The 18392-nt window shown below is 51.0% G+C and carries 18 protein-coding genes; 10 read left to right on the forward strand and 8 right to left on the reverse strand.

The genetic code is table 11. The annotated features are described in order from the left end of the window. Positions 1–32: 32 nt before the first annotated feature. On the forward strand, positions 33–1127 hold the full coding sequence (locus ACO0LD_RS10560) for a hypothetical protein (protein WP_423006452.1): 1095 nt from the start codon (positions 33–35) through the stop codon (positions 1125–1127). A gap of 66 nt (positions 1128–1193) precedes the next feature. Here ACO0LD_RS10560 and ACO0LD_RS10565 read toward each other — a convergent pair whose 3' ends face one another. Together ACO0LD_RS10565 and ACO0LD_RS10570 are read right to left on the reverse strand one after the other, a co-directional pair. Continuing rightward, positions 1194–2000 carry a lysostaphin resistance A-like protein gene (locus tag ACO0LD_RS10565; protein WP_423006454.1) on the reverse strand — a complete coding sequence of 269 codons (807 nt, stop codon included), beginning with the start codon at positions 1998–2000 and terminating at the stop codon, positions 1194–1196. Positions 2001–2029: 29 nt separating this feature from the next. Continuing rightward, the gene (locus ACO0LD_RS10570) at positions 2030–2227 is read right to left on the reverse strand and encodes a DUF1737 domain-containing protein (protein WP_423006456.1); all 198 of its coding nucleotides are present in this window, start codon (positions 2225–2227) and stop codon (positions 2030–2032) included. Between the two features lie 202 nt (positions 2228–2429). On the opposite strand from ACO0LD_RS10570, the gene ACO0LD_RS10575 reads away from it, so the two are divergent. Further along, positions 2430–5255, forward strand: a complete 2826-nt coding sequence (locus tag ACO0LD_RS10575) for an EAL domain-containing protein (protein WP_423006458.1) — start codon at positions 2430–2432, stop codon at positions 5253–5255. Between the two features lie 28 nt (positions 5256–5283). After that, positions 5284–5697 carry a GFA family protein gene (locus tag ACO0LD_RS10580; protein ID WP_423006460.1) on the forward strand — a complete coding sequence of 138 codons (414 nt, stop codon included), beginning with the start codon at positions 5284–5286 and terminating at the stop codon, positions 5695–5697. Positions 5698–5756: 59 nt separating this feature from the next. Here the strand turns inward: ACO0LD_RS10580 and ACO0LD_RS10585 are convergent, their stop codons facing one another. Next, positions 5757–7898, reverse strand: coding sequence for a S46 family peptidase (locus ACO0LD_RS10585; RefSeq protein WP_423006462.1), 2142 nt, complete (start codon positions 7896–7898; stop codon positions 5757–5759). Between the two features lie 347 nt (positions 7899–8245). Between ACO0LD_RS10585 and ACO0LD_RS10590 the strand changes: the two genes are divergently transcribed. Further along, on the forward strand, positions 8246–8830 hold the full coding sequence (locus ACO0LD_RS10590) for a pyridoxamine 5'-phosphate oxidase family protein (protein WP_423006464.1): 585 nt from the start codon (positions 8246–8248) through the stop codon (positions 8828–8830). 4 nt (positions 8831–8834) lie between these two features. Here the strand turns inward: ACO0LD_RS10590 and ACO0LD_RS10595 are convergent, their stop codons facing one another. The 3 genes from ACO0LD_RS10595 to ACO0LD_RS10605 all read right to left on the reverse strand — a co-directional run bounded on the left by ACO0LD_RS10595 (position 8835) and on the right by ACO0LD_RS10605 (position 10683). Beyond that, the gene (locus ACO0LD_RS10595; protein ID WP_423006466.1) at positions 8835–9713 is read right to left on the reverse strand and encodes an AraC family transcriptional regulator; all 879 of its coding nucleotides are present in this window, start codon (positions 9711–9713) and stop codon (positions 8835–8837) included. Positions 9714–9816: 103 nt separating this feature from the next. Continuing rightward, complete coding sequence (locus ACO0LD_RS10600; RefSeq protein ID WP_423006468.1) at positions 9817–10107, reverse strand: hypothetical protein; 291 nt, start codon at positions 10105–10107, stop codon at positions 9817–9819. Between the two features lie 51 nt (positions 10108–10158). After that, complete coding sequence (locus ACO0LD_RS10605; RefSeq protein WP_423006470.1) at positions 10159–10683, reverse strand: SRPBCC family protein; 525 nt, start codon at positions 10681–10683, stop codon at positions 10159–10161. Positions 10684–10963: 280 nt separating this feature from the next. Between ACO0LD_RS10605 and ACO0LD_RS10610 the strand changes: the two genes are divergently transcribed. The 4 genes from ACO0LD_RS10610 (at position 10964) to ACO0LD_RS10625 (ending at position 15495) form a co-directional block, all read left to right on the forward strand. Beyond that, positions 10964–12619, forward strand: coding sequence for a DUF4214 domain-containing protein (locus tag ACO0LD_RS10610; RefSeq protein ID WP_423006472.1), 1656 nt, complete (start codon positions 10964–10966; stop codon positions 12617–12619). A 135-nt stretch (positions 12620–12754) separates the two neighbouring features. Next, positions 12755–14140, forward strand: coding sequence for an ATP-dependent RNA helicase DbpA (gene dbpA, locus ACO0LD_RS10615; protein ID WP_423006474.1), 1386 nt, complete (start codon positions 12755–12757; stop codon positions 14138–14140). A gap of 369 nt (positions 14141–14509) precedes the next feature. Next, the gene (locus tag ACO0LD_RS10620) at positions 14510–15025 is read left to right on the forward strand and encodes a TlpA family protein disulfide reductase (RefSeq protein ID WP_423006476.1); all 516 of its coding nucleotides are present in this window, start codon (positions 14510–14512) and stop codon (positions 15023–15025) included. A gap of 29 nt (positions 15026–15054) precedes the next feature. Then, positions 15055–15495 carry a GNAT family N-acetyltransferase gene (locus ACO0LD_RS10625; RefSeq protein ID WP_423006478.1) on the forward strand — a complete coding sequence of 147 codons (441 nt, stop codon included), beginning with the start codon at positions 15055–15057 and terminating at the stop codon, positions 15493–15495. A 118-nt stretch (positions 15496–15613) separates the two neighbouring features. On the opposite strand, the gene ACO0LD_RS10630 is transcribed toward ACO0LD_RS10625, so the two are convergent. Continuing rightward, positions 15614–16390 carry an L-asparaginase gene (locus ACO0LD_RS10630; RefSeq protein WP_423006480.1) on the reverse strand — a complete coding sequence of 259 codons (777 nt, stop codon included), beginning with the start codon at positions 16388–16390 and terminating at the stop codon, positions 15614–15616. A gap of 149 nt (positions 16391–16539) precedes the next feature. Here ACO0LD_RS10630 and ACO0LD_RS10635 point away from each other — a divergent pair, with 149 nt between their 5' ends. Both ACO0LD_RS10635 and ACO0LD_RS10640 read left to right on the forward strand, forming a co-directional pair. Further along, positions 16540–17025 carry an asparaginase domain-containing protein gene (locus ACO0LD_RS10635; protein WP_423006482.1) on the forward strand — a complete coding sequence of 162 codons (486 nt, stop codon included), beginning with the start codon at positions 16540–16542 and terminating at the stop codon, positions 17023–17025. A gap of 47 nt (positions 17026–17072) precedes the next feature. Further along, the gene (locus ACO0LD_RS10640) at positions 17073–17567 is read left to right on the forward strand and encodes a hypothetical protein (RefSeq protein ID WP_423006484.1); all 495 of its coding nucleotides are present in this window, start codon (positions 17073–17075) and stop codon (positions 17565–17567) included. Between the two features lie 43 nt (positions 17568–17610). Here ACO0LD_RS10640 and ACO0LD_RS10645 read toward each other — a convergent pair. After that, positions 17611–18392, reverse strand: a 782-nt coding sequence (locus ACO0LD_RS10645; protein ID WP_423006486.1) for an ATP-binding cassette domain-containing protein, incomplete at its 5' end; no start/stop codon positions are given.

Here is an 18392-nt window from a genome sequence, read left to right on the forward strand (position 1 = left end):
CTGTCTTCACTTATCTTTACACCAAGGCCCCCATGACCAAGCGCACTACTCCTGCAACCAAGAAGCCTGTCCTGGCCGCTCTGGACTTACCTGCTCCGGTACAAACCACACGCTTGAAACGCAAGCAATTTGCCAGCACTGGCGACGTACACATCCAGGGTGATGCCGTGATTGCCACCCAGTTCATCGTCGGCGGTGATTGCCTGATTGATGGTGATCTGGAGGCTGAAGAAGTATTTTGCCTGGGCAAGCTGACTGTCACTGGCGATATCCGCGTGCAATCCCTGTATGTCGGCCATGCGCTGGACGCCGGTGGCAATATCGATGTGGAATACCTTATCAAAACCGGTTGCAGTGCTGAGTGGATGGCGCGCATGCTGGAACTGGATCAACGCAAACCGGCGGCTGATGGCAGCAGTTATATGGATAAGCTGGTGCATCCTGCCATCCTGGCGCGTTATGATCATCATGATGCCTTTGGTGGCTTTGGCGATATCCAGGCATTGGGTTATGTTGCCTGTGCCGACCTGGATTGCCATGGCAATGTGCAGCTGGATGATGTGCTGGAAGTCGGCGAGATCCAGTTTGTCGGCGGCCATTTGTCGGCAGCAGCCATCCATGTTGCGGGCGATTGCAATTGCCAGGGCGAGCTGTTCAGTGAAACGGATATCCAGGTCGAAGGTGCCTTGTTTGCTGCCATCCTGATTTGCCAGGGCAATCTGGATGTTGCCAGTATCCACAGCCAGGGTGATATCAGTTGCTGGGGTTATCTGCGCGCGACGGGCGAAGTCAGCAGTCTGCGTGGTGAAATTCACAGTGGTCGCTGGATTGCTACCAAGGGCAGCATCTATGCCGCCAAATACATCAAGACTGGCGAATCCCTCGTCGCTGAAAAAGGCATCAGTTGCGGCGCTGACTATGGCATCCTGGCTGCCACCAGCCTGCCACGCTCACGCTGGGCCACGCATGGCATGGTGTCTGCTGTCAGCAAACCACGCCTGCTCTTGTCCGGCCAATTCGTTGAAGGCAAAAAACTCAAGCATATCGATGCGCTGGAAAAAAAGCGTGAAACGGAACTCGACTGGGAAGTGCCGCGCCGTTTGAAGCGTGAAATGCTGCCTGTATAAATCCGGGTTACAAGTTAATGTCTGGTGAGATGCAGCACTGTGGTTTGATCTGCAGCGCTGCATTTTTTATAGTGCTGTTGCATTCTGGCTGACCAGCATGCGCCGCAAAAGATAAATACCCAGGCTGGTGGAAATCAAAGCCGCCACGCACAGAGTCGCTGAAGGTTGCCAGGTGGTGCTGACGCCCCTGAGCGTCGCCCATCTATATGCATAAATGGCAACGCCATTTGAACTTGCATGCAACACGATGCCCGGCCACAGGGAGCGGGTTTTCTCATATAGCCATGCGCAGACCACACCTAATACCGAGGCACAAAGAAATTGATAGATATTCATATGGGCCAGGCCAAAAAGACAGGCTGAGCCAAGAATAGCCAGCCAGCGCGAATATTGTTGCAAGAAACTGCGCAGGACTACGCCACGAAACAACATCTCTTCCAGCACAGGGGCGACCAGACAAGCGACGATGAAGGAGTGCACACCATTTGCCATCATCTCGTCGAATATTCTTTGCTGACCAGCTGGCACAGGTTGCCACTCTTCCAGTAAACCACCCAGGAAATTCAGCGATAACTCCAATCCGGGCACCAAAAGAATTACCGGTACTAACAGCAACAGCAGGTGGGCAAACGAAGTTCCTGCAGAAGAATGGAAGAGTTCGCCATAGCTCATCCGCTTGTATTGCAACACAGCCGTGAACAAGACTGCGTTGGACAACACCATGATGACCCCATCTACTTCATCCATGCCTATGCCTGTCCAGGCCATGCTGTCATGTACCACCATGTTCAGCAGCATCTCTATACCGAGCAAAAAAACGATCAGAAAGAAAGCTTCCAGAGCCGATGGGAAACACTCATGTTTTTGATTCATTGTCAGTCGCCGCTTAATTCACGCACAATCTAGAGGCTGGACAAATCCAGGTCTTGTGAAAATTCACCATCCACTTCCTTGATGATGGCTTGCCCGGCGATGATCTGTGCACCATTAAAGCTCAGCGTTGGCCCACCATGCAGAACCCAGCCCTGATTCAGTGCGGCAGACACCCGCATGCAAAAGCTTTTGTCGTCAGGGCCAGTCAGATAACGATAGAGTTTCATGATGAGTGCTGTCCAAACTATAGGGTCGTAAAGGTCGGCACATTATATTCGATGATACGGACCAGGGCAGTGCAGCAAATTTGCCGCAAATCAGCTTTTTCAATACGGCAATATTAATCTTCAGGTTACAATTACTCACAATTACTTTTCCCGCCCGTCTCTCCCATCCAACTGTTTTACTTCACTGAAATTTGTTGAATTTGTGCAAACATTACAAAAATTTTTACAGCGATGGCAACAGCGAGGAATCTATACCCGTTTATTTGTACCTATTTTTGTCTTGATTATCGCTGTCAGTGGTTTGCGTTACTACCTGATGATCAACGGCGAGGTCGCCGATGCCCGCCAAAGGATGTCGACCGAACTAAGGCATAGCGCCCATTACCTGATCCCCGCACTCAGCAACTTGTCTGAACGCAGCGATAGTCAGGCCATACGACAGCTGTTGACACAGGAAGTACAGTCCAGCCCGGTACTGTGGCGTATCACCTGGCAATATAAAAAAGAGCAAATCCAGGGGCAAGATGAAATAATCCCGGCATCAAGCTCACCCGCGTGGTTTAACCGGCTGTTGTCACTGCAGGCAGAAAGCAGTGCCAGCCAAGTCCCGCTGACAAATGGCGATGTCGGTGTGCTACGCCTGGAAACCTCCATCGCAGGTGAAAACACCCACATCTGGGAAAAAGTCATGGGCCAGGCCAAGATCTCGCTGGCCATCATTTTCACTATATATTTTTTGCTGGGCCTGATCCTGCGCTCAAACGTCAAAACCTTGCGCAGACTGGCAGACGCCACAGATAAATTCAAGAAAGGCCAGCATTCCGTACGCATGTCGGTGACTGGCACGGCTGAAGCGCGTGCATTGGCGACAACCTTCAATAACATGGCCAATGAAGTACAGACCCTGCTGATGACCCTGCAGCGCAGCCAGCGGGCCAATAGCGAGCAATTGCATTTCACCTGGCAATTGCTGCACGCCTTGCCTATTCCGATTTTTTTCCAGGACCAGTACGGCATCTGCCAGCGCATCAACCGCGCATGGGAAGAATTGTTTGCGCTCAGCGCCAGTGATATAGTCGGTCGGCCCATGCCCATGCTGGCACTGGATAATGAACTCAGGCCATCAATAGAAAATGAATATGGCAAACTGGTCAGTGAAATACAGATACAGGCTGCCGGGCAAATTCTGGATGTCATCTATTACCAGGCCAGTTTCACCAATGTCGATGGCGAAGCCATAGGCAGCATAGGTGCACTCATCGATATCAGTGAACGCAACCAGGCGCAAACGACATTGGCGGCAGAAAATGAAAGGGTGGAAACCACCCTGGCATCTATCGGTGATGCGGTGATCAGTACTGATGTTGCAGGGCGCATACTGATGCTCAACAAGGCTGCGCAGCAAATTTGCGGCTGGAACAGAAAAGATGCACAGACGCTGAAACTGGCTGATGTTTTTTCTCTGAGTGATGCCCAGCAGCGTGGCCAGCTGGAAGAATTTTTGCAGAAAATTTTTCAGAACGCAGATATCCTGCAGGCGAATAATCAGCTATTGACTGCACGTGGCGGCCAGCAATTTGAAGTGGATTATACGGCCGCGCCGATCAGGCAAAAAAATGGCACCGTCATGGGCTGTGTGCTGGTGTTCCGCGATGTCAGTGAGAAGCATCAACTGATGCAGCAACTCAGCTGGCAGGTGGGGCACGATATATTGACCGGCTTGGAAAATCGCGCAGCACTGGCAGAACGCTTCAGCACGGCGATACAAACTGCCCATGATCAAGAAACCTGGCTGGCCGTCTGCCTGCTGGACCTTGATCACTTCCAGGCCATCAATGAAAGCCATGGCCAGGAATTTGCCAACAAATTATTGCAGCAAGTCGCACGTCGGCTGGAAGACAATGCTGGCAACGAACACCATGTAGCACGCCTGGGTGGCGATGAATTTGTCGTATTGCTGCAAAACCAGCGTGACATCGCCGGTGTCGAATTAAACCTGGCACTGTTGCTGGCAGAACTGGCGCAGCCGTATGAAATAGAGCAGCAAAGCATCAGCCTCTCGGCCAGCATAGGCGTGGCAATTTATCCGCGTGATGATATGAATGCCGATACCTTGCTGCGCTGTGCCGACCAGGCCATGTACCAGGCCAAGCTGAATGGCCGCAATCAATTCCATTTATTCGACGCCGAGCGAGACCAGCAATTGCGCACGCACCACAATCAGCGCGCCCGCATACGCCAGGCATTGCAGCAAGGCGAGATGCGCTTGTACTTCCAGCCCAAGGTGAATATGCGTCTGGGTCGCATAGTCGGCATGGAAGCGCTGCTGCGCTGGCAGCATCCAGAGCAGGGCATCGTCGGCCCCTTGAATTTCCTCCCGCTGATAGAACATACAGACCTGATCATCGATGTCGGCGATTTTGTCTTGCAACAAGCGATGGAGCAGTTGCGGATATGGACGCATCTGCATGTGGACTGGGTAATCAGCGTGAATATCGCCGCCCGGCATTTCCAGTGCAAGGATTTTGTCGAGCGTCTGCGTACCGTGCTGGCGGCCTACCCCGATGTTGCTCCTCAGCGTCTGGAAATAGAGATACTGGAATCGGCGGCTATCAAAGATATCCAGTATGTACGCGAAGTCATGCTGGCCTGCCAGCAAATCGGCGTCAGCTTTGCACTCGATGATTTTGGTACCGGTTATTCATCACTGTCTTACCTGAAACGCCTGCCTGCTGACACTCTGAAAATCGACCAGAGCTTCGTCCGTGATATGCTGGAAGACAAGGACGATCTGGCCGTCATCAGTGCCGTTATCGGCCTGGCACGCGCCTTTAACCGTGGCGTGATTGCAGAAGGCGTGGAGACTGCCGAGCACGGCGTGGCCCTGATGCGCCTGGGTTGCGAACTGGCACAAGGCTACGGCGTCGCCCGCCCCATGCCAGGGGGGCAAGTCGAGGCATGGGCCGACAGCTATGTCGCCCCCCTGATCTGGGGACATGGCAAAGGCCTGGAGTGGGAAGGTGCCTGAGTTTGAATAAGTAACGATTGGAGACACTATGCAAACAATCAGCGGCCAATGCAGCTGCGGAAAAATCAGCTATCACTACCCTGCACCTGCATTGCAAATCGTGGTCTGCCATTGCGGCCTGTGCCGCCGTATGACGGGAGCAGCATTATCATCCTATGTCGTCGTAAAAGCTGCTGAGCTGGTATTCACACAGGGTCGGGAACTGCTGAAAAGCTATACCGTCACATCACGTACCCAGCGTCATTTTTGTACTGACTGCGGCACACCTCTGTATAACTCCAATCCAGAAACATATGCAGGTCTCAGCATGCTGTATCTGGGTACAGTCAATCAACATGAAAGCCTGTCACCGCGCATGGATATTTATTGTGAGAATAAGCTGTCCTGGCTAAGCACGGCGGACAGTAGCCGACATTTTGAGCAGACGCCGCGCAAACCCTGAGAGATAAAAAAAACGTGCCCCATTTTCATGGGACACGCTTTTTACACAAATCAAACAACTTATTTCGCCGGATACCTGACCGTCATTTCCTTCAACAGATTATCGGCATGATCAACTTCTTTCATGACCCATAGCATATAGCGGATATCGACATGGATGGCGCGGGTGATGGCGGTGTCGAAATACCAGTCCTTGGTAATCGATTCATAGGTGGAATCAAAATTCAAACCCACCAGCTCACCATTTTTATTCAAGACGGCTGAACCTGAATTGCCGCCCGTCGTATCAGCACTGGACAGGAAATTGACAGGCACGGTTTGCAGGACATTGTCCTTGAATACGCCATAGCGTTTTTCCTTCACGGCAGTCAATAAATTTTCCTGCATATTGAAAGGGGCTTTGCCGGTGTGTTTTTCTACTATGCCTTCGACTGTCGTGAAAGGGCCCTTGATAACACCGTCACGCGGCGAGTAAGGTGCTACCGTGCCATAGGTCACGCGCAGGGTGGAGTTAGCATCTGGATAGACTGGCTTGCCCTGGGATTTTTTCCATTCGATGACGGCTTGCATGTACTGTGGAATCACCCGTTCCAGATTGCCATCGAGCTCTTTGCGGCGGTCTTCGAGGGACATGGCAGTGTCATGCAGCTTCACGGCCAGGCGCACGAATGCATCGTCGGATTGCTCGAAAGCCTTGCGGTCCTTGCCCATCCAGGCCAGGCGCTTGGAGGTTTCACCCATGCTGCTTTGCTGATACAGGCTGGCGGCACTTTCTGGTGTCGGCAACAATACATCCAGACCTTGTGGATGGGATTTGGCAGGCAATTTATTATATCTTTGCAGGGCAGCCGTGAACCTGGCCTGATCAACATTTTGTAAATAGGATTGTTCCAGGCGGCTGAGTTTGCCAGCAATGATATTCATGTCGCGCTGCTGGTAACCGGGCTGGCGCTCTGCATCCGGTTTTGTGCTTTCCACCGCAAGGCGGTACAGAGTGCGTGCACTCTTCAGCATTTCACTGGTGCTGGCAACCGACCAGGCAAATTCTTCTTCTGACATCGCCATATCGGCAGCGATGACAGCATCAAGTTCCTTCAACAAATTCTTGTCACTACCATGCTGTGCATACCAGCGGCGGAATTCTGTATCTTGCCCATCCTTGATGGCAGCGATGTCCTTGCGGGCAAAACCTTCCAGCAAACCCTCAGTCTTTTTCAAGCCATTGTTGAGGCCTTTGGCCACGCTGGCATAACGTACACCGGCACCGGCATTGCCTGAAGTTGCAGCAGCAATGACGGCCAGGTCGGCTTGGGATTCTGCTACTTTGGCGGGGTAACTGACATCACGGGCAAAGCGTATTTCTGCGGGTAATTTGTAGCGGCTGGTGCGGCCAGGATAACCAGCCAGCAAAATAGGGTCACCATTTTTCAAACCCTGGGCAGAGACGACGAGGAAGTCTTTTGACTGATACGGCACATTCTCGACAGACAGATCAGCAGGGCGGCCATCCTTGCCCACATAGGCACGCAGGAAGGCATAGTCACCGGTATGACGCGGCCACTCAAAATTATCGACCTCACCACCAAAATTGCCTATCTTGTCTGAGGGTGCATATACCAGGCGCACATCACGTATCATGATCTGGCGTATGCGGTAATACTCCAGGCCGCGATGGAAGCTCGGTACCGAGCAACGGTAGGCCTTGTCCTGCTCACATTCAGCAATCAGCGCCTTGATACGGTTTTCCACATGCTCGGCCCTGGCGCGACCTGACATGGAAGCAGTCAGTCCCTTGTTAATCTGCTCGGTGACATTCTCGACTTTTTCAGTGATGTACATGCGCGAGTCGGGGCCAGCTGGCAATTCGTCAGCCAGTGTTTTTGCCAGGAAACCATTCGCGATATAGTTTTTTTCCGCCGTCGAATTTCTTTGTACGGCACCATATGCGCAATGGTGATTGGTCACCACCAGGCCGGTATTCGATACAAAAGAAGCCGAGCAACCACCGAGGGACACCATCGCTGACATGGGGTGTTTTTGCAAATCCGCCAGTTTTTCTGCTGGCACATTGATGCCTATGCGCTTCAATTCAGATTTCAGTTGCGGCAACTGGTAGGGTTGCCACTGACCTTCATCCGCATAAGCAGTTGAACAAAGCCCTACAAAGCTCAGGGCCAGCGGAAAAGCGATGGTTTTAAACAAAATACACTCCAAAATGAGTTCTTACTGACAGGTATTGCCTCTCGCCGCAGTATAGCTGCGCCCGTCTGCAGAGACATGATGACTACAGGGGATTTTCTGAATTTTGCTGAAAATCATGCGTATTTATTACCTATTTACTATGAAATCGGCATAAATAGACATAGTTACAGACAAATCCATCAATAATTAGTTCCAGTTTCCCTGCCTGAAAATAGTTCTCTCGATCTTTATTATTCCATTTATTGGAATAACTAATTCAGCATAAAGGCTATTCTTGTAAATCAAAGAAAGGTTCAGACTATATCTGTGCAATAAGTTTGCCCCCCGCCGCAACCAAGGAGATGATCATGTCACGCGCATTTGCCGATATCACTTTTACCCCCAGCGTCAAATCCGCACAAAGCCTGTATGGCAGCCGTGAAGCCAATCGTGGTTTTGAAATGGTGGAAGAAAAGCGCGACTCCCTGCTGGAGCGGGATATGGAATTCATCGCTGCCCGTGACAGTTTTTATCAGGCGACCATATCGGAAAACGGCTGGCCTTATGTACAGCACCGTGGCGGACCAATTGGTTTTCTCAAAGTCATCGATGCAAAAACCATCGCATACGCTGACTTTTCTGGCAATGCCCAATACCTGAGCGTGGGCAATCTGCTGGCCAATGACAAGGTATCCCTGATCATCATGGATTATGCAAACCGTCGCCGTTTGAAACTGTGGGGGCATGCCAAAATAGTACATGAGATGGATGACCCACAGTTGTTAGCCAGCCTGGAAATGCCCGGCTACCGCGCCCGTGTTGAGCGCGCTATCGTGATCACGATAGCAGCCGTTGAATGGAATTGTCCGCAACACATCACACGCCGGTTCACTGAAAAAGAAATCGAAGAAATGCTGGCACAGGCACGCGGAACTACGCCGCGTGCGAGCTAAAGTTTTATGCCTGCAAAGGCAAAAAAACATCGGTCACCATCAAGTGCTCAGGCACGTCAGGGAAAAAGCTGATGCGTTGGAAGAACAAAGGAAAATCCCGCAAATTGCGCTCGCTTTGTGGCAACCAGTGGTTATACAAAAAACGCACGACATTACCCAACTCAGCATCACTACCGGTATGCCTCAATACAGCACATTCTCCGGCAGGGATAAGCTTGTTGACGATGCCATGCTCATTCTCTGCAACCGGAGTGCTTACTGCAGCCGCAAGGTCAAAGCGAAAATCGGCAGCGGACGTTTGCTCAGGGTCGTCATAGATGAGATTAAAAGTCGCGCTGACGCTGGGCGGCAGCTTGTTGAGCTTGCGCCAGGCAATGAAGCGCTGGATGCTGTTGGGTAGCAAACCGGGTGCACCGCGATGTTCCAGTACGGCGATACGGGTTTCCGGGAAGCTGACGATGCGTACATCGCTGTTTTGGTATGTAATAGGCATATGCTGTTCTCTCAATTGGTCTATGGTCAGATTGCTGCTCTGCCAGTTGTCCCACTGAGGCTGTTTTCTGAATTGTGCCGGACTGAGACCCAGGCTTTTTTTAAAAGCACGGGAAAAAGCTTCACTGCTTTCATAGCCATTATCCAGGGCGATATTGATCACTTGTTTATGGCTGCGAAATGCCAGTTCATACATGGCTTTTTTAAGTCTCAACAATTGCACGTAGCGAAAGGCCGCGAGACCAAAGTATTCAGAAAACTGCCGGTGGAAATGAAATTTTGAGAAAGCCGCTATGGTACTTAAACGCTCAACCGATAAATCTTCATCCAGATGGGTATCGATGTACTGCAATACCCGCAGCATGCGCGCTTGATAATTAGACTCACTCAATGATTTCTCCCTGACAGACTGCAGAATAGCCAGCCTTCATTGAAGCCGCATGATAGTTCTTGCTGAGTTTTGTTTTGATTTGTTTTTGCCTGTTTTTGCCTGCTTAGTCCGCATGGTGACGCAGACGTTCCAGCAGAGCCTGCTCACATACTTTGAACACCATATAGGCAGCCATGGCAGCGCAAGCTGACAATATAAGTTCCAGCAACTGTTCCAGCCCGCCTTCCACCAGACCTATCCAGCCATTGTCGAGCAAGTATTCAGCATTCGCGCTGAACAGGTGGACGATATCAAAAGACAGTTTGCCAAACACGACGAAACTCAGGGTCAGTAACAAAAAACAGGCAAGACTATGCTGGCATAGCCAGGTATAGAATTTTCGTTGTCTTGCCATTTCCTGTCCTTTCATGAATTTTGTTTTGCCTGCATGGCCCGGCAAATACGTTCAGGTTTTCTCAACGATATTTTTGATGCTGAGCAAGCCTTCATCAAATTTGCCACCGACCATTTTATCCATATTGAAAAACAGCCCCATGAGTTTGGACATGAAATTGCTGGGGCCGAACATGGCGTGGCTGACGACAGTGCCACCGTCCTTGTCTTCCAGGCGGAACTCTATGGTGTTTTGTGCAGCAAACGGTTTGTAGAAATTGATTTGCAGACGCAGATAATTAAAGGGCTGGGTATCGAGGATTTCCATCTTGCCCTCACCAAGTTCCTTGTTTCCCTTCCACCCATATACTGCCCCTTTGCCCAGTTCCGCACCGTTATAAGTACGCTGGACTGCTGGGTCAGCTTTTTCCCAGGGCGACCAGGCTTCCCATTCATGGAAGTCATTGATCAATGGAAAAATCTGCTCAGGGCTGGCACGCATGGTCAGCGCACGTTCTACCCTGAAATCGTCAGGTCTGGCGGCGACAAACAAAACAAAGGCAATCAGCAAAAGGATGACTATGGCTGCTAATATCATGATACGACTCCTGAATTAGTTGATATTGGTCTGGGTTGGTCGATGTTACTCGGTGATTCCTGCGTGAGAGAGGACAGGTGCGTTCCAGCATAATGCGCTTGCCGCATTATTGCCAGTCCAGTTCTTGTTTCAATTAGAAACATTGATAGCGGCTCTGATCTTGCTTTAAAAGGTATATTTACCAACATATCATGATTTACTCGCTAGAATACGCAATAAGATACGACATAAGCCACGCAAGATACCGCTAACTGACTGTACTCACCCACTATTTATTACCATGTCTACACCCAGCTCTGCCGCAAACACGACTACCGTACCATTAACTGGCCAGGCCATGATTGATGCGATCATCCATGCGATTAAATGGGGATCGGGACAATCAACGGCGTCTACCACCATCACTTATAGTTTTCCCTGGAGTAGTGGCGACTCTTACTTTTACGGCAGTACTTCCAGCGGCAAGTATTCCACACTGGAAGAACAAAAAGCCACGTCACACTTTGCCCTGAATGCAGAGCAGCAATTGTCTGCCACCAAGGCTTTGCAAGCCTGGGCTGACGTTGCCAATCTGAACTTTGTTGCAGTACCAGACAATATCAGTAGTGCAGGTGACGTCCGCATCGCCTGGACTTCGGCAGTCGACATGACTGTGACGAATAAAAAAGCATGGGGCTGGGCCTATCAACCAAATAAAAGCTATCCCGATGGCGGTGATATCTGGATTTCTACAGAAAGTTCTGCCGCCACCAGCAAAAACTGGGGTACAGGTTCGTATAACTTCATGTCGCTGATACATGAAATTGGTCACTCGCTGGGTTTGAAACATCCCTTTGATGAGGGCACAAATTTGCCGGCTTCGCAAGATACCCGGCAATTTACGATCATGTCGTATACCGACATACAAAATGATTTGTTCAGGACCATCACCTACGATGCCAACAACAAACCGGTGTTTACTTTCCAGGATGTGGTACCTGAAACACCGATGGTATATGACATCGCGGCCATGCAATATCTGTATGGTGCAAATAACAGCTACAGAACCGGGAACGATACCTATACCTTTGACCCGAATACACCGTTCTTAAAAACCATCTGGGATGCCGGGGGCAACGATACAATTTCTGTCGCCAACTTTACGCTGGCTTGCGTGATTGATCTCACACCGGGCAATTATTCCGACATCCGCATGGCGCCTGCACCTAATCCGCCTGGCTATACCGGTGGCACGATACCTACTTACGATGGCAAACAAAATCTGGGTATCGCCTTCGGTGCCTACATAGAAAACGCCATAGGCGGGGCAGGCAATGACAAGCTGATCGGCAATAAAGTTGACAATACATTTACTGGCAATGGCGGCAACGACACCATAGACGGCGGCCTGGGCCTGGATGTGGCTAACTACAGCGGCGCACATGGGGCTTACACTGTCACGGCAAGCAGCGGCACCGCCGTTGTTAAAGCGCTCAGCGGCAATGACGGTATAGATACGCTGATCAGCGTCGAGCGCCTGCATTTCACGGATGAAAATATCGCCCTCGATATCAGCGGCATCGCCGGACAGGCTTACCGCCTGTATCAGGCCGCCTTTGACCGCAAACCCGATTTGAAGGGGCTGGGTTACTGGATCAATGATATGGACCACGGTTCCAGCCTGACGACGGTGGCGGCTGGCTTCATGCTGTCAGCTGAATTCCAGAAACTGTATGGCACCACGCCCACAAATACCGTGCTGGTCACCAATTTTTACCAGAACGTTTTGCACCGTACACCGGACCAGTCTGGTTTTAATTATTGGCTGGACCAGCTCAATACCAATAAAATCACTGCTGCAGGTGCCCTTGCCAGCTTTTGTGAAAGTGCCGAAAACCAGGCTCTGGTCATAGGTTCTATTCAAAATGGCATTGAATATCTGGTCTGGCCTGCATAAATAGCCAGTTTCAGTCTTTCATACCTTAAAGCCCGCCACGCTGGCGGCAGCTTACCCTACAATGACGACATATCCGCCAGGCTGCTTATAAACTAAGCAGCCTGTTGTCGTCCTCTTCATACAAAAATACACCCCATGTCAGAATCCACAGCCTTCAACACCCTGCCGCTATCCGCCCCCATGCTTGCCAATCTGGACAGCCTGGGCTACAAGGAAATGACAGCGATACAGGCAACCAGCCTGCCCATCATCCTGCAACTGCAAGACCTGATCGCCCAGGCCAAGACCGGTAGCGGCAAGACTGCCGCCTTTGGCATAGGCATGTTGGCCAAGCTCAATCCCACTTATTTTGCCGTCCAGGGCCTGGTGATTTGCCCTACGCGTGAGCTGGCAGACCAGGTCGCCAATGAGTTGCGCCGTCTGGCCAGGACCATGCCGAACGTCAAGATCGTCACCCTGTGCGGTGGCACGGCCATGCGTCCGCAGATTGCCTCACTCGAATATGGTGCCCACATCGTGGTCGGTACACCTGGTCGCCTGATCGACCATATCAGCCGTGGCACCATCAACCTGAAAACCGTGCAAACCCTGGTGCTGGATGAAGCCGACCGCATGGTCGACATGGGTTTTTATGATGATATCTACGACATCGTCGCTGCCACACCCACGCGCAGACAAACCCTGCTGTTCTCGGCTACCTACCCGGATGATATACGCCAGGCCAGCGAGCAACTGCTGCGCGACCCCGTTGAGATCAAGGTCGAATCCCAGCATGCCGCCAATCACATCGAGCAAATGTTTTATCTGGTCACACCAGAAGGGCGCAATACCGCTGTCGCCACGCTGCTGCATCATTACCAGCCGACATCTACCATTGCCTTTTGCAACACCAAGATCCACTGCCGCGAACTGACAGAAGAATTGCACGCCCAGGGCATCAGCGCCCTGGCCCTGCACGGTGACCTCGAACAACGCGACCGGGATGAAGTCTTGATACGCTTCGCCAACCAAAGCTGCTCTGTCCTCGTCGCCACCGACGTCGCCGCCCGCGGCCTGGATATACAAACTCTCGGGGCGGTCATCAATGTCGACGTATCGAAAGACACCGAAGTCCACATCCACCGCATAGGCCGCACAGGCCGCGCTGGCGAAAAAGGACTGGCCCTGAGCCTTGCCACCCCAGGTGAGAAAAAATGGGTCAAACTGATCGAAGAGTATCAGGGTGAATCCGTCAGTTGGGGCGATATCCACGCAATTGAAGCAGGCCCGGAAAGAGACTTGCAAGCCCCGATGATGACCATCTGCATCATGGGCGGCAAAAAAGACAAACTCCGCCCCGGCGATTTACTCGGCGCATTAACTGCTGACCTCGGTTTGAAAAAAGAACAGGTAGGCAAAATCAATGTCTCAGAATTTGTCACCTACGTCGCCATCGACAGGCAGCTTGCAGAAAAGACGGTGGACAGGCTGAGCCGTACCAATATCAAGGGCAGGCAATTCAGGATGCGTATTATTGATTGACAGACCCCACATTAAAAAATACAGGCACCAGTCGCATTGGTGTTGCAGTTGTTTTTCTGCATTATCGAATGCCTTTGATGCCAGACATAAAGTGGAAAAAGAAAGGCCAATGTTTGAGTTGAAGCATGGGTTTCGCGTATTTCTATTTCCATTTTCTGTACGGCACACACAGCGTCAACACATCTGAACTGCAGGAAGTCAAAAACAGCACAAGGGTCCAAACCAGCAACCAGCCCCCTCTGGAAATTAGAATGTCACATTAGGTGTCATCAAATAAAATCCCGTAAGCCTATGGCCAAAGGCTACGACTAATTTATATCTGTCGTATGATTCATGTATAAGCACAAATCTTTATAGAAAGTCTTCATCGTGAACAAAACAAAATTACTCAGTGTCGTTACTGCGGCCATGCTGGCTATGGCCAGTTTCTCTGTGTCGGCACAGGCAAATAAGGAGACTCAGCAAATGAGTTTCCAAGGGGCTGAGCTGAATGGCAAGAAGCTTGCCATCAGCGATTATGCTGGCAAGACACTGCTGGTTAGTTTTTTTACTGCCGGGTGCAATCTTTGTGCGCGTGATTTGAAACTCATGCGTGAGTTTTATGTCGGTAATATGAAGCGCAATTTCGTGTTGCTGGCGATCAATATTGATCAGGATAAGAAAGATTTTGATTCTTACGTGCAACTGATTAACCTCGCCGTTCCTGTCGAGCAACGTTTTCCTATCATCTGGCGTAACACGCCAGGGTACAAGGATAATTTTGGCAGCATCGTCAGCCAGCCCACGCATTTCGTGATTAACCCTAAAGGCCAGCTGGTCTTGAAGCGTGAAGGCAGCTTCCAGGCGAACGACTGGGATAATCTGTGGGAATCGCTGGGGTCCTGAAAGAGGGATGGAAACAGGGTGGAAACGGGATGGACATGAAATACGAAGTGAACATACTTGATACTAGCCAAGAAGAAAACATAGGCCAGTGCTTCACAGTATTTAGCTATTTGAGGCCGCATCTGGATGAGGCTGAATTCATACGCAGAGTGCAAGTCCAGGTCGCTGAAGGGTATACCATCGCCTGTATATACATGGACGGTGAAGTGGTCGCTGCTGCTGGTTATCGCGTGCAGCATTATCTGGCCTGGGGCAAGATACTCTACCTAGATGATTTGATCACCCACCCGCAAAAGAAAAATGCTGGTCTGGGATCAGCACTGATGGAATGGGTAAAGCACCAGGCAAAAATCTTGAATTGCAGTGAATTGCACCTCGATACCGGCTATCAAAGGCATGATGCACACAGGCTGTATCTGAATAATGGTTTCGACCTGAGTTGTCACCATCTTTCTAAAAAAATAAGCTGAACCAGCGGCTTAAGTTCAAACTCAAATTCAAAGCTTGCAGGAGCGGCTAAAGTCTCTCCTGCGAAATTAAGGTAAGCGCCTTATTGGACTTCAGTTACCGATATTTAATCGGGCTTCTTCAAAATTCCAGCGGCAAACTCCAGCTAGTGGGTATGACATCATGCCTGACCACGGCGCGCTGTTGCTGGCGGCGTTGCAGGCTGTCGGGACTCCAGGTTTTTTCCCAGCCCGGTGGATAGGCCAGGCCTTCGCCTTGCCAGTCTGGCAGGCGCTGGCGTACGGCGATCACGGGCAGGTACATCGGCAGGGGCTGCTCTGGTGTATCTGCCCCCAGGCTATAAGCATAATTCGGCAGCAAGGCGTCACATACTGCGGCAAACCAGGCGGTGTGATCTTCATCCTGGCCCAGTGCATTCGCCAGGCCAGCAGGATCAAAACGGGCCAGGGCTTCTATCAGCTCTGCCGTGCTGGCGCCAGGTGCGTCTCCCCATCCCATGACGGGGTTGAAGTTGTAATCGGCACCTGAACCATACCAGGCTTCGCGCCAGGGCCTTTGCATCCAGTTGCGCGGGCCTGTGAATAACTGCCAGCGCCAGTGCAGGCCAGAAGCCTTGGGCCAGCTATACAGATAGAGTTTTTGATAACCGGCAGCATGTAAATCCCTGACCATGGCCATCAAACGCGCATGCGGCATGCGTTCTGGCGGGGTACGGCGGAACAGTATGGGTTCACCGTCGGCATGCTGGACTTCATCTGTGGATAAGTTCAAATCCAGGGTGCGTTTTTCATCACCAAAACGCGCTGCCACCCAGCCACTGAGCAAGTTCACGGCAGTCAGCACGCCATAGCCACGATGGCGGTGAAAAATAACGGTTCCGGGGGCTATCGGTTTCATATATCTCTGGTGTATCCGGGATGTATCAATGAGCTGTATGCGATGAAATGCAACAGCTTAGTGTAGCAGTTTTCACTGGCACCCTATGCGCGTTACAATGTGTCTAATCTAAAAATTTTTCCAAATTCTTCATCTATAGAGACAAGACCATGACTTTACGCATCATCGCCACTGGCGGCACTTTTGATAAACATTATGACGAACTGGCAGGCAAGCTCACCTTTGCAGACAGCCACCTGCCTGAAGTGTTGAAACGCGCACGTCTGACGATACCGGTGGAGCTGGAAGTCTGCATGCTGGTAGATTCACTGGACATGAACGACAGCCACCGCAATACCGTCTTGCAGGCTTGCCAGCAATCGGCAGAAAAGGCGATCGTCATCATCCACGGTACCGATACCATGCGTGAAACGGCAGAAGTACTGGGCGCAGCCAACCTGGGTAAAACCATCGTGTTTACCGGTGCCATGATCCCTTACGAAATCGCCAATTCTGATGCCTTCTTCAATCTGGGTTTTGCCTGCAGCGCAGCGCAACTTTTGCCAGCCGGTGTGCACGTTGCCATGAATGGCAAGGTCTTCCCCTGGAATGACGTACAAAAAAACCGTGAAGCTGGCGTTTTCGTAAACAAGTAAAATCCGGTAAGACCGAGTGAGACTAATTAAGACGAATTGAGACCACCATGAAACTGCTGCTGGCGACATTATTGCTGTGTTTTTCCACCCTGACGCAGGCAGCAGAAACGCGTTTTGATTCCGTCTATTTTTTCCAGTCGCAAGCCGAGCTGGAGAAAAAAGGCATCAATGTCGATACCTTTGGCCGCTATACGCGGGTCTTGCAGACACAGATATACAAGGCTTTGAAAAAAGTCAAAATGGCAGAAAGTTCTGGTTATCTGGTGGTGGCAATACGTTCAGATGGCGAAGTCACTTGCTGGCTTGATATGACACCCGCCGTGCATGAATATTACGATAACCAGATCTATGAAATCGTTAAAAAAATCCCACCAGTCAATGTAGAAAGCGGCATCCTGGTGTTTGGCATGAAGATGGCGATAGACACAGCCGTGCATACCAAAAAAGCCGTACCCACCCCTGCCGACTGGGCAGAGGCTAAGAAGAAACTCAATGACCCGAATAATATAGAGGAACTAGTGTTGTCCCTGTGGCCTGAATGAGAACGGCATAGTTCCAGGAAGCGACTTTACGATATTGGCCCTGTCAAGCCAGCTTCAAACCCACTAAGTCTTCCTTCACAACCGCCGCCCTCACCTCAACAACAGCCCCTTCCGCCAGCGACACCACCCGCTCCGCCGCATTGATGGTCTCCGGCCTGTGTGCCACCATGATGCGCGTCAGTTGCAAATTGCCCAGCGCCTGATTGACCTTGTGTTCATTGCTCACATCCAGATGGCTGGTAGCCTCATCCAATGCCAATACCTTCGGTTGTTTGTACAAGGCACGTGCCAGCAAGACACGCTGTTTTTGCCCGCCGGACAAGCTGCTGCCCATGTCGCCCACCAGAGTTTGATAACCCATGGGCATTTTGCTGATCTCTTCGTGGATGGCTGCCAGCTTCGCACATTCTTCTACCCTGGACTGGTCACAATGACTATCGAAGAAAGCGATATTGTCCATGATGGAACCCGCCAGCAAGACATCTTCCTGCATGACCGTGCCCACCAGTTGGCGGTAAGTCTTGATGCCCAGCTGGGTGATGGGGATATCGTCTATCAACACTTCACCTTCTGTTGGTTTCAACAAACCCAGAATGATCTTGCACAAGGTAGTTTTACCGCAACCACTGGGGCCAACCAGGGCGATGCTCTGGCCTGCGGGTATGGTCAGATTAATATCCTTGAGTACCCAGGGTTCACCCTCGGCATAGCGGAACTTGATATTCTTGAGAGTAATGACAGCTTTAATGCGCGAGATATCAGTTTCGATGGCAGTTTCTGCCTCAGCCTCTTCCAGCACGATATCTGCCAGCCTTTCGCTATGCA

The organism is Undibacterium sp. Ji83W (genome assembly GCF_049340385.1).
In the GTDB taxonomy this organism is placed as follows: domain Bacteria; phylum Pseudomonadota; class Gammaproteobacteria; order Burkholderiales; family Burkholderiaceae_D; genus Undibacterium.

What these genes read in the sequence shown, in the direction of transcription:
- ACO0LD_RS10560 (WP_423006452.1), top strand. Translation starts at nt 33, where the DNA reads ATGACCAAGCGCACTACTCCTGCAACCAAGAAGCCTGTCCTGGCCGCT.
- ACO0LD_RS10565 (WP_423006454.1), bottom strand. Translation starts at nt 2,000, where the DNA reads ATGAATCAAAAACATGAGTGTTTCCCATCGGCTCTGGAAGCTTTCTTT.
- ACO0LD_RS10570 (WP_423006456.1), bottom strand. Translation starts at nt 2,227, where the DNA reads ATGAAACTCTATCGTTATCTGACTGGCCCTGACGACAAAAGCTTTTGC.
- ACO0LD_RS10580 (WP_423006460.1), top strand. Translation starts at nt 5,284, where the DNA reads ATGCAAACAATCAGCGGCCAATGCAGCTGCGGAAAAATCAGCTATCAC.
- ACO0LD_RS10590 (WP_423006464.1), top strand. Translation starts at nt 8,246, where the DNA reads ATGTCACGCGCATTTGCCGATATCACTTTTACCCCCAGCGTCAAATCC.
- ACO0LD_RS10600 (WP_423006468.1), bottom strand. Translation starts at nt 10,107, where the DNA reads ATGGCAAGACAACGAAAATTCTATACCTGGCTATGCCAGCATAGTCTT.
- ACO0LD_RS10605 (WP_423006470.1), bottom strand. Translation starts at nt 10,683, where the DNA reads ATGATATTAGCAGCCATAGTCATCCTTTTGCTGATTGCCTTTGTTTTG.
- ACO0LD_RS10610 (WP_423006472.1), top strand. Translation starts at nt 10,964, where the DNA reads ATGTCTACACCCAGCTCTGCCGCAAACACGACTACCGTACCATTAACT.
- dbpA (WP_423006474.1), top strand. Translation starts at nt 12,755, where the DNA reads ATGTCAGAATCCACAGCCTTCAACACCCTGCCGCTATCCGCCCCCATG.
- ACO0LD_RS10625 (WP_423006478.1), top strand. Translation starts at nt 15,055, where the DNA reads ATGGACATGAAATACGAAGTGAACATACTTGATACTAGCCAAGAAGAA.
- ACO0LD_RS10630 (WP_423006480.1), bottom strand. Translation starts at nt 16,390, where the DNA reads ATGAAACCGATAGCCCCCGGAACCGTTATTTTTCACCGCCATCGTGGC.
- ACO0LD_RS10635 (WP_423006482.1), top strand. Translation starts at nt 16,540, where the DNA reads ATGACTTTACGCATCATCGCCACTGGCGGCACTTTTGATAAACATTAT.
- ACO0LD_RS10640 (WP_423006484.1), top strand. Translation starts at nt 17,073, where the DNA reads ATGAAACTGCTGCTGGCGACATTATTGCTGTGTTTTTCCACCCTGACG.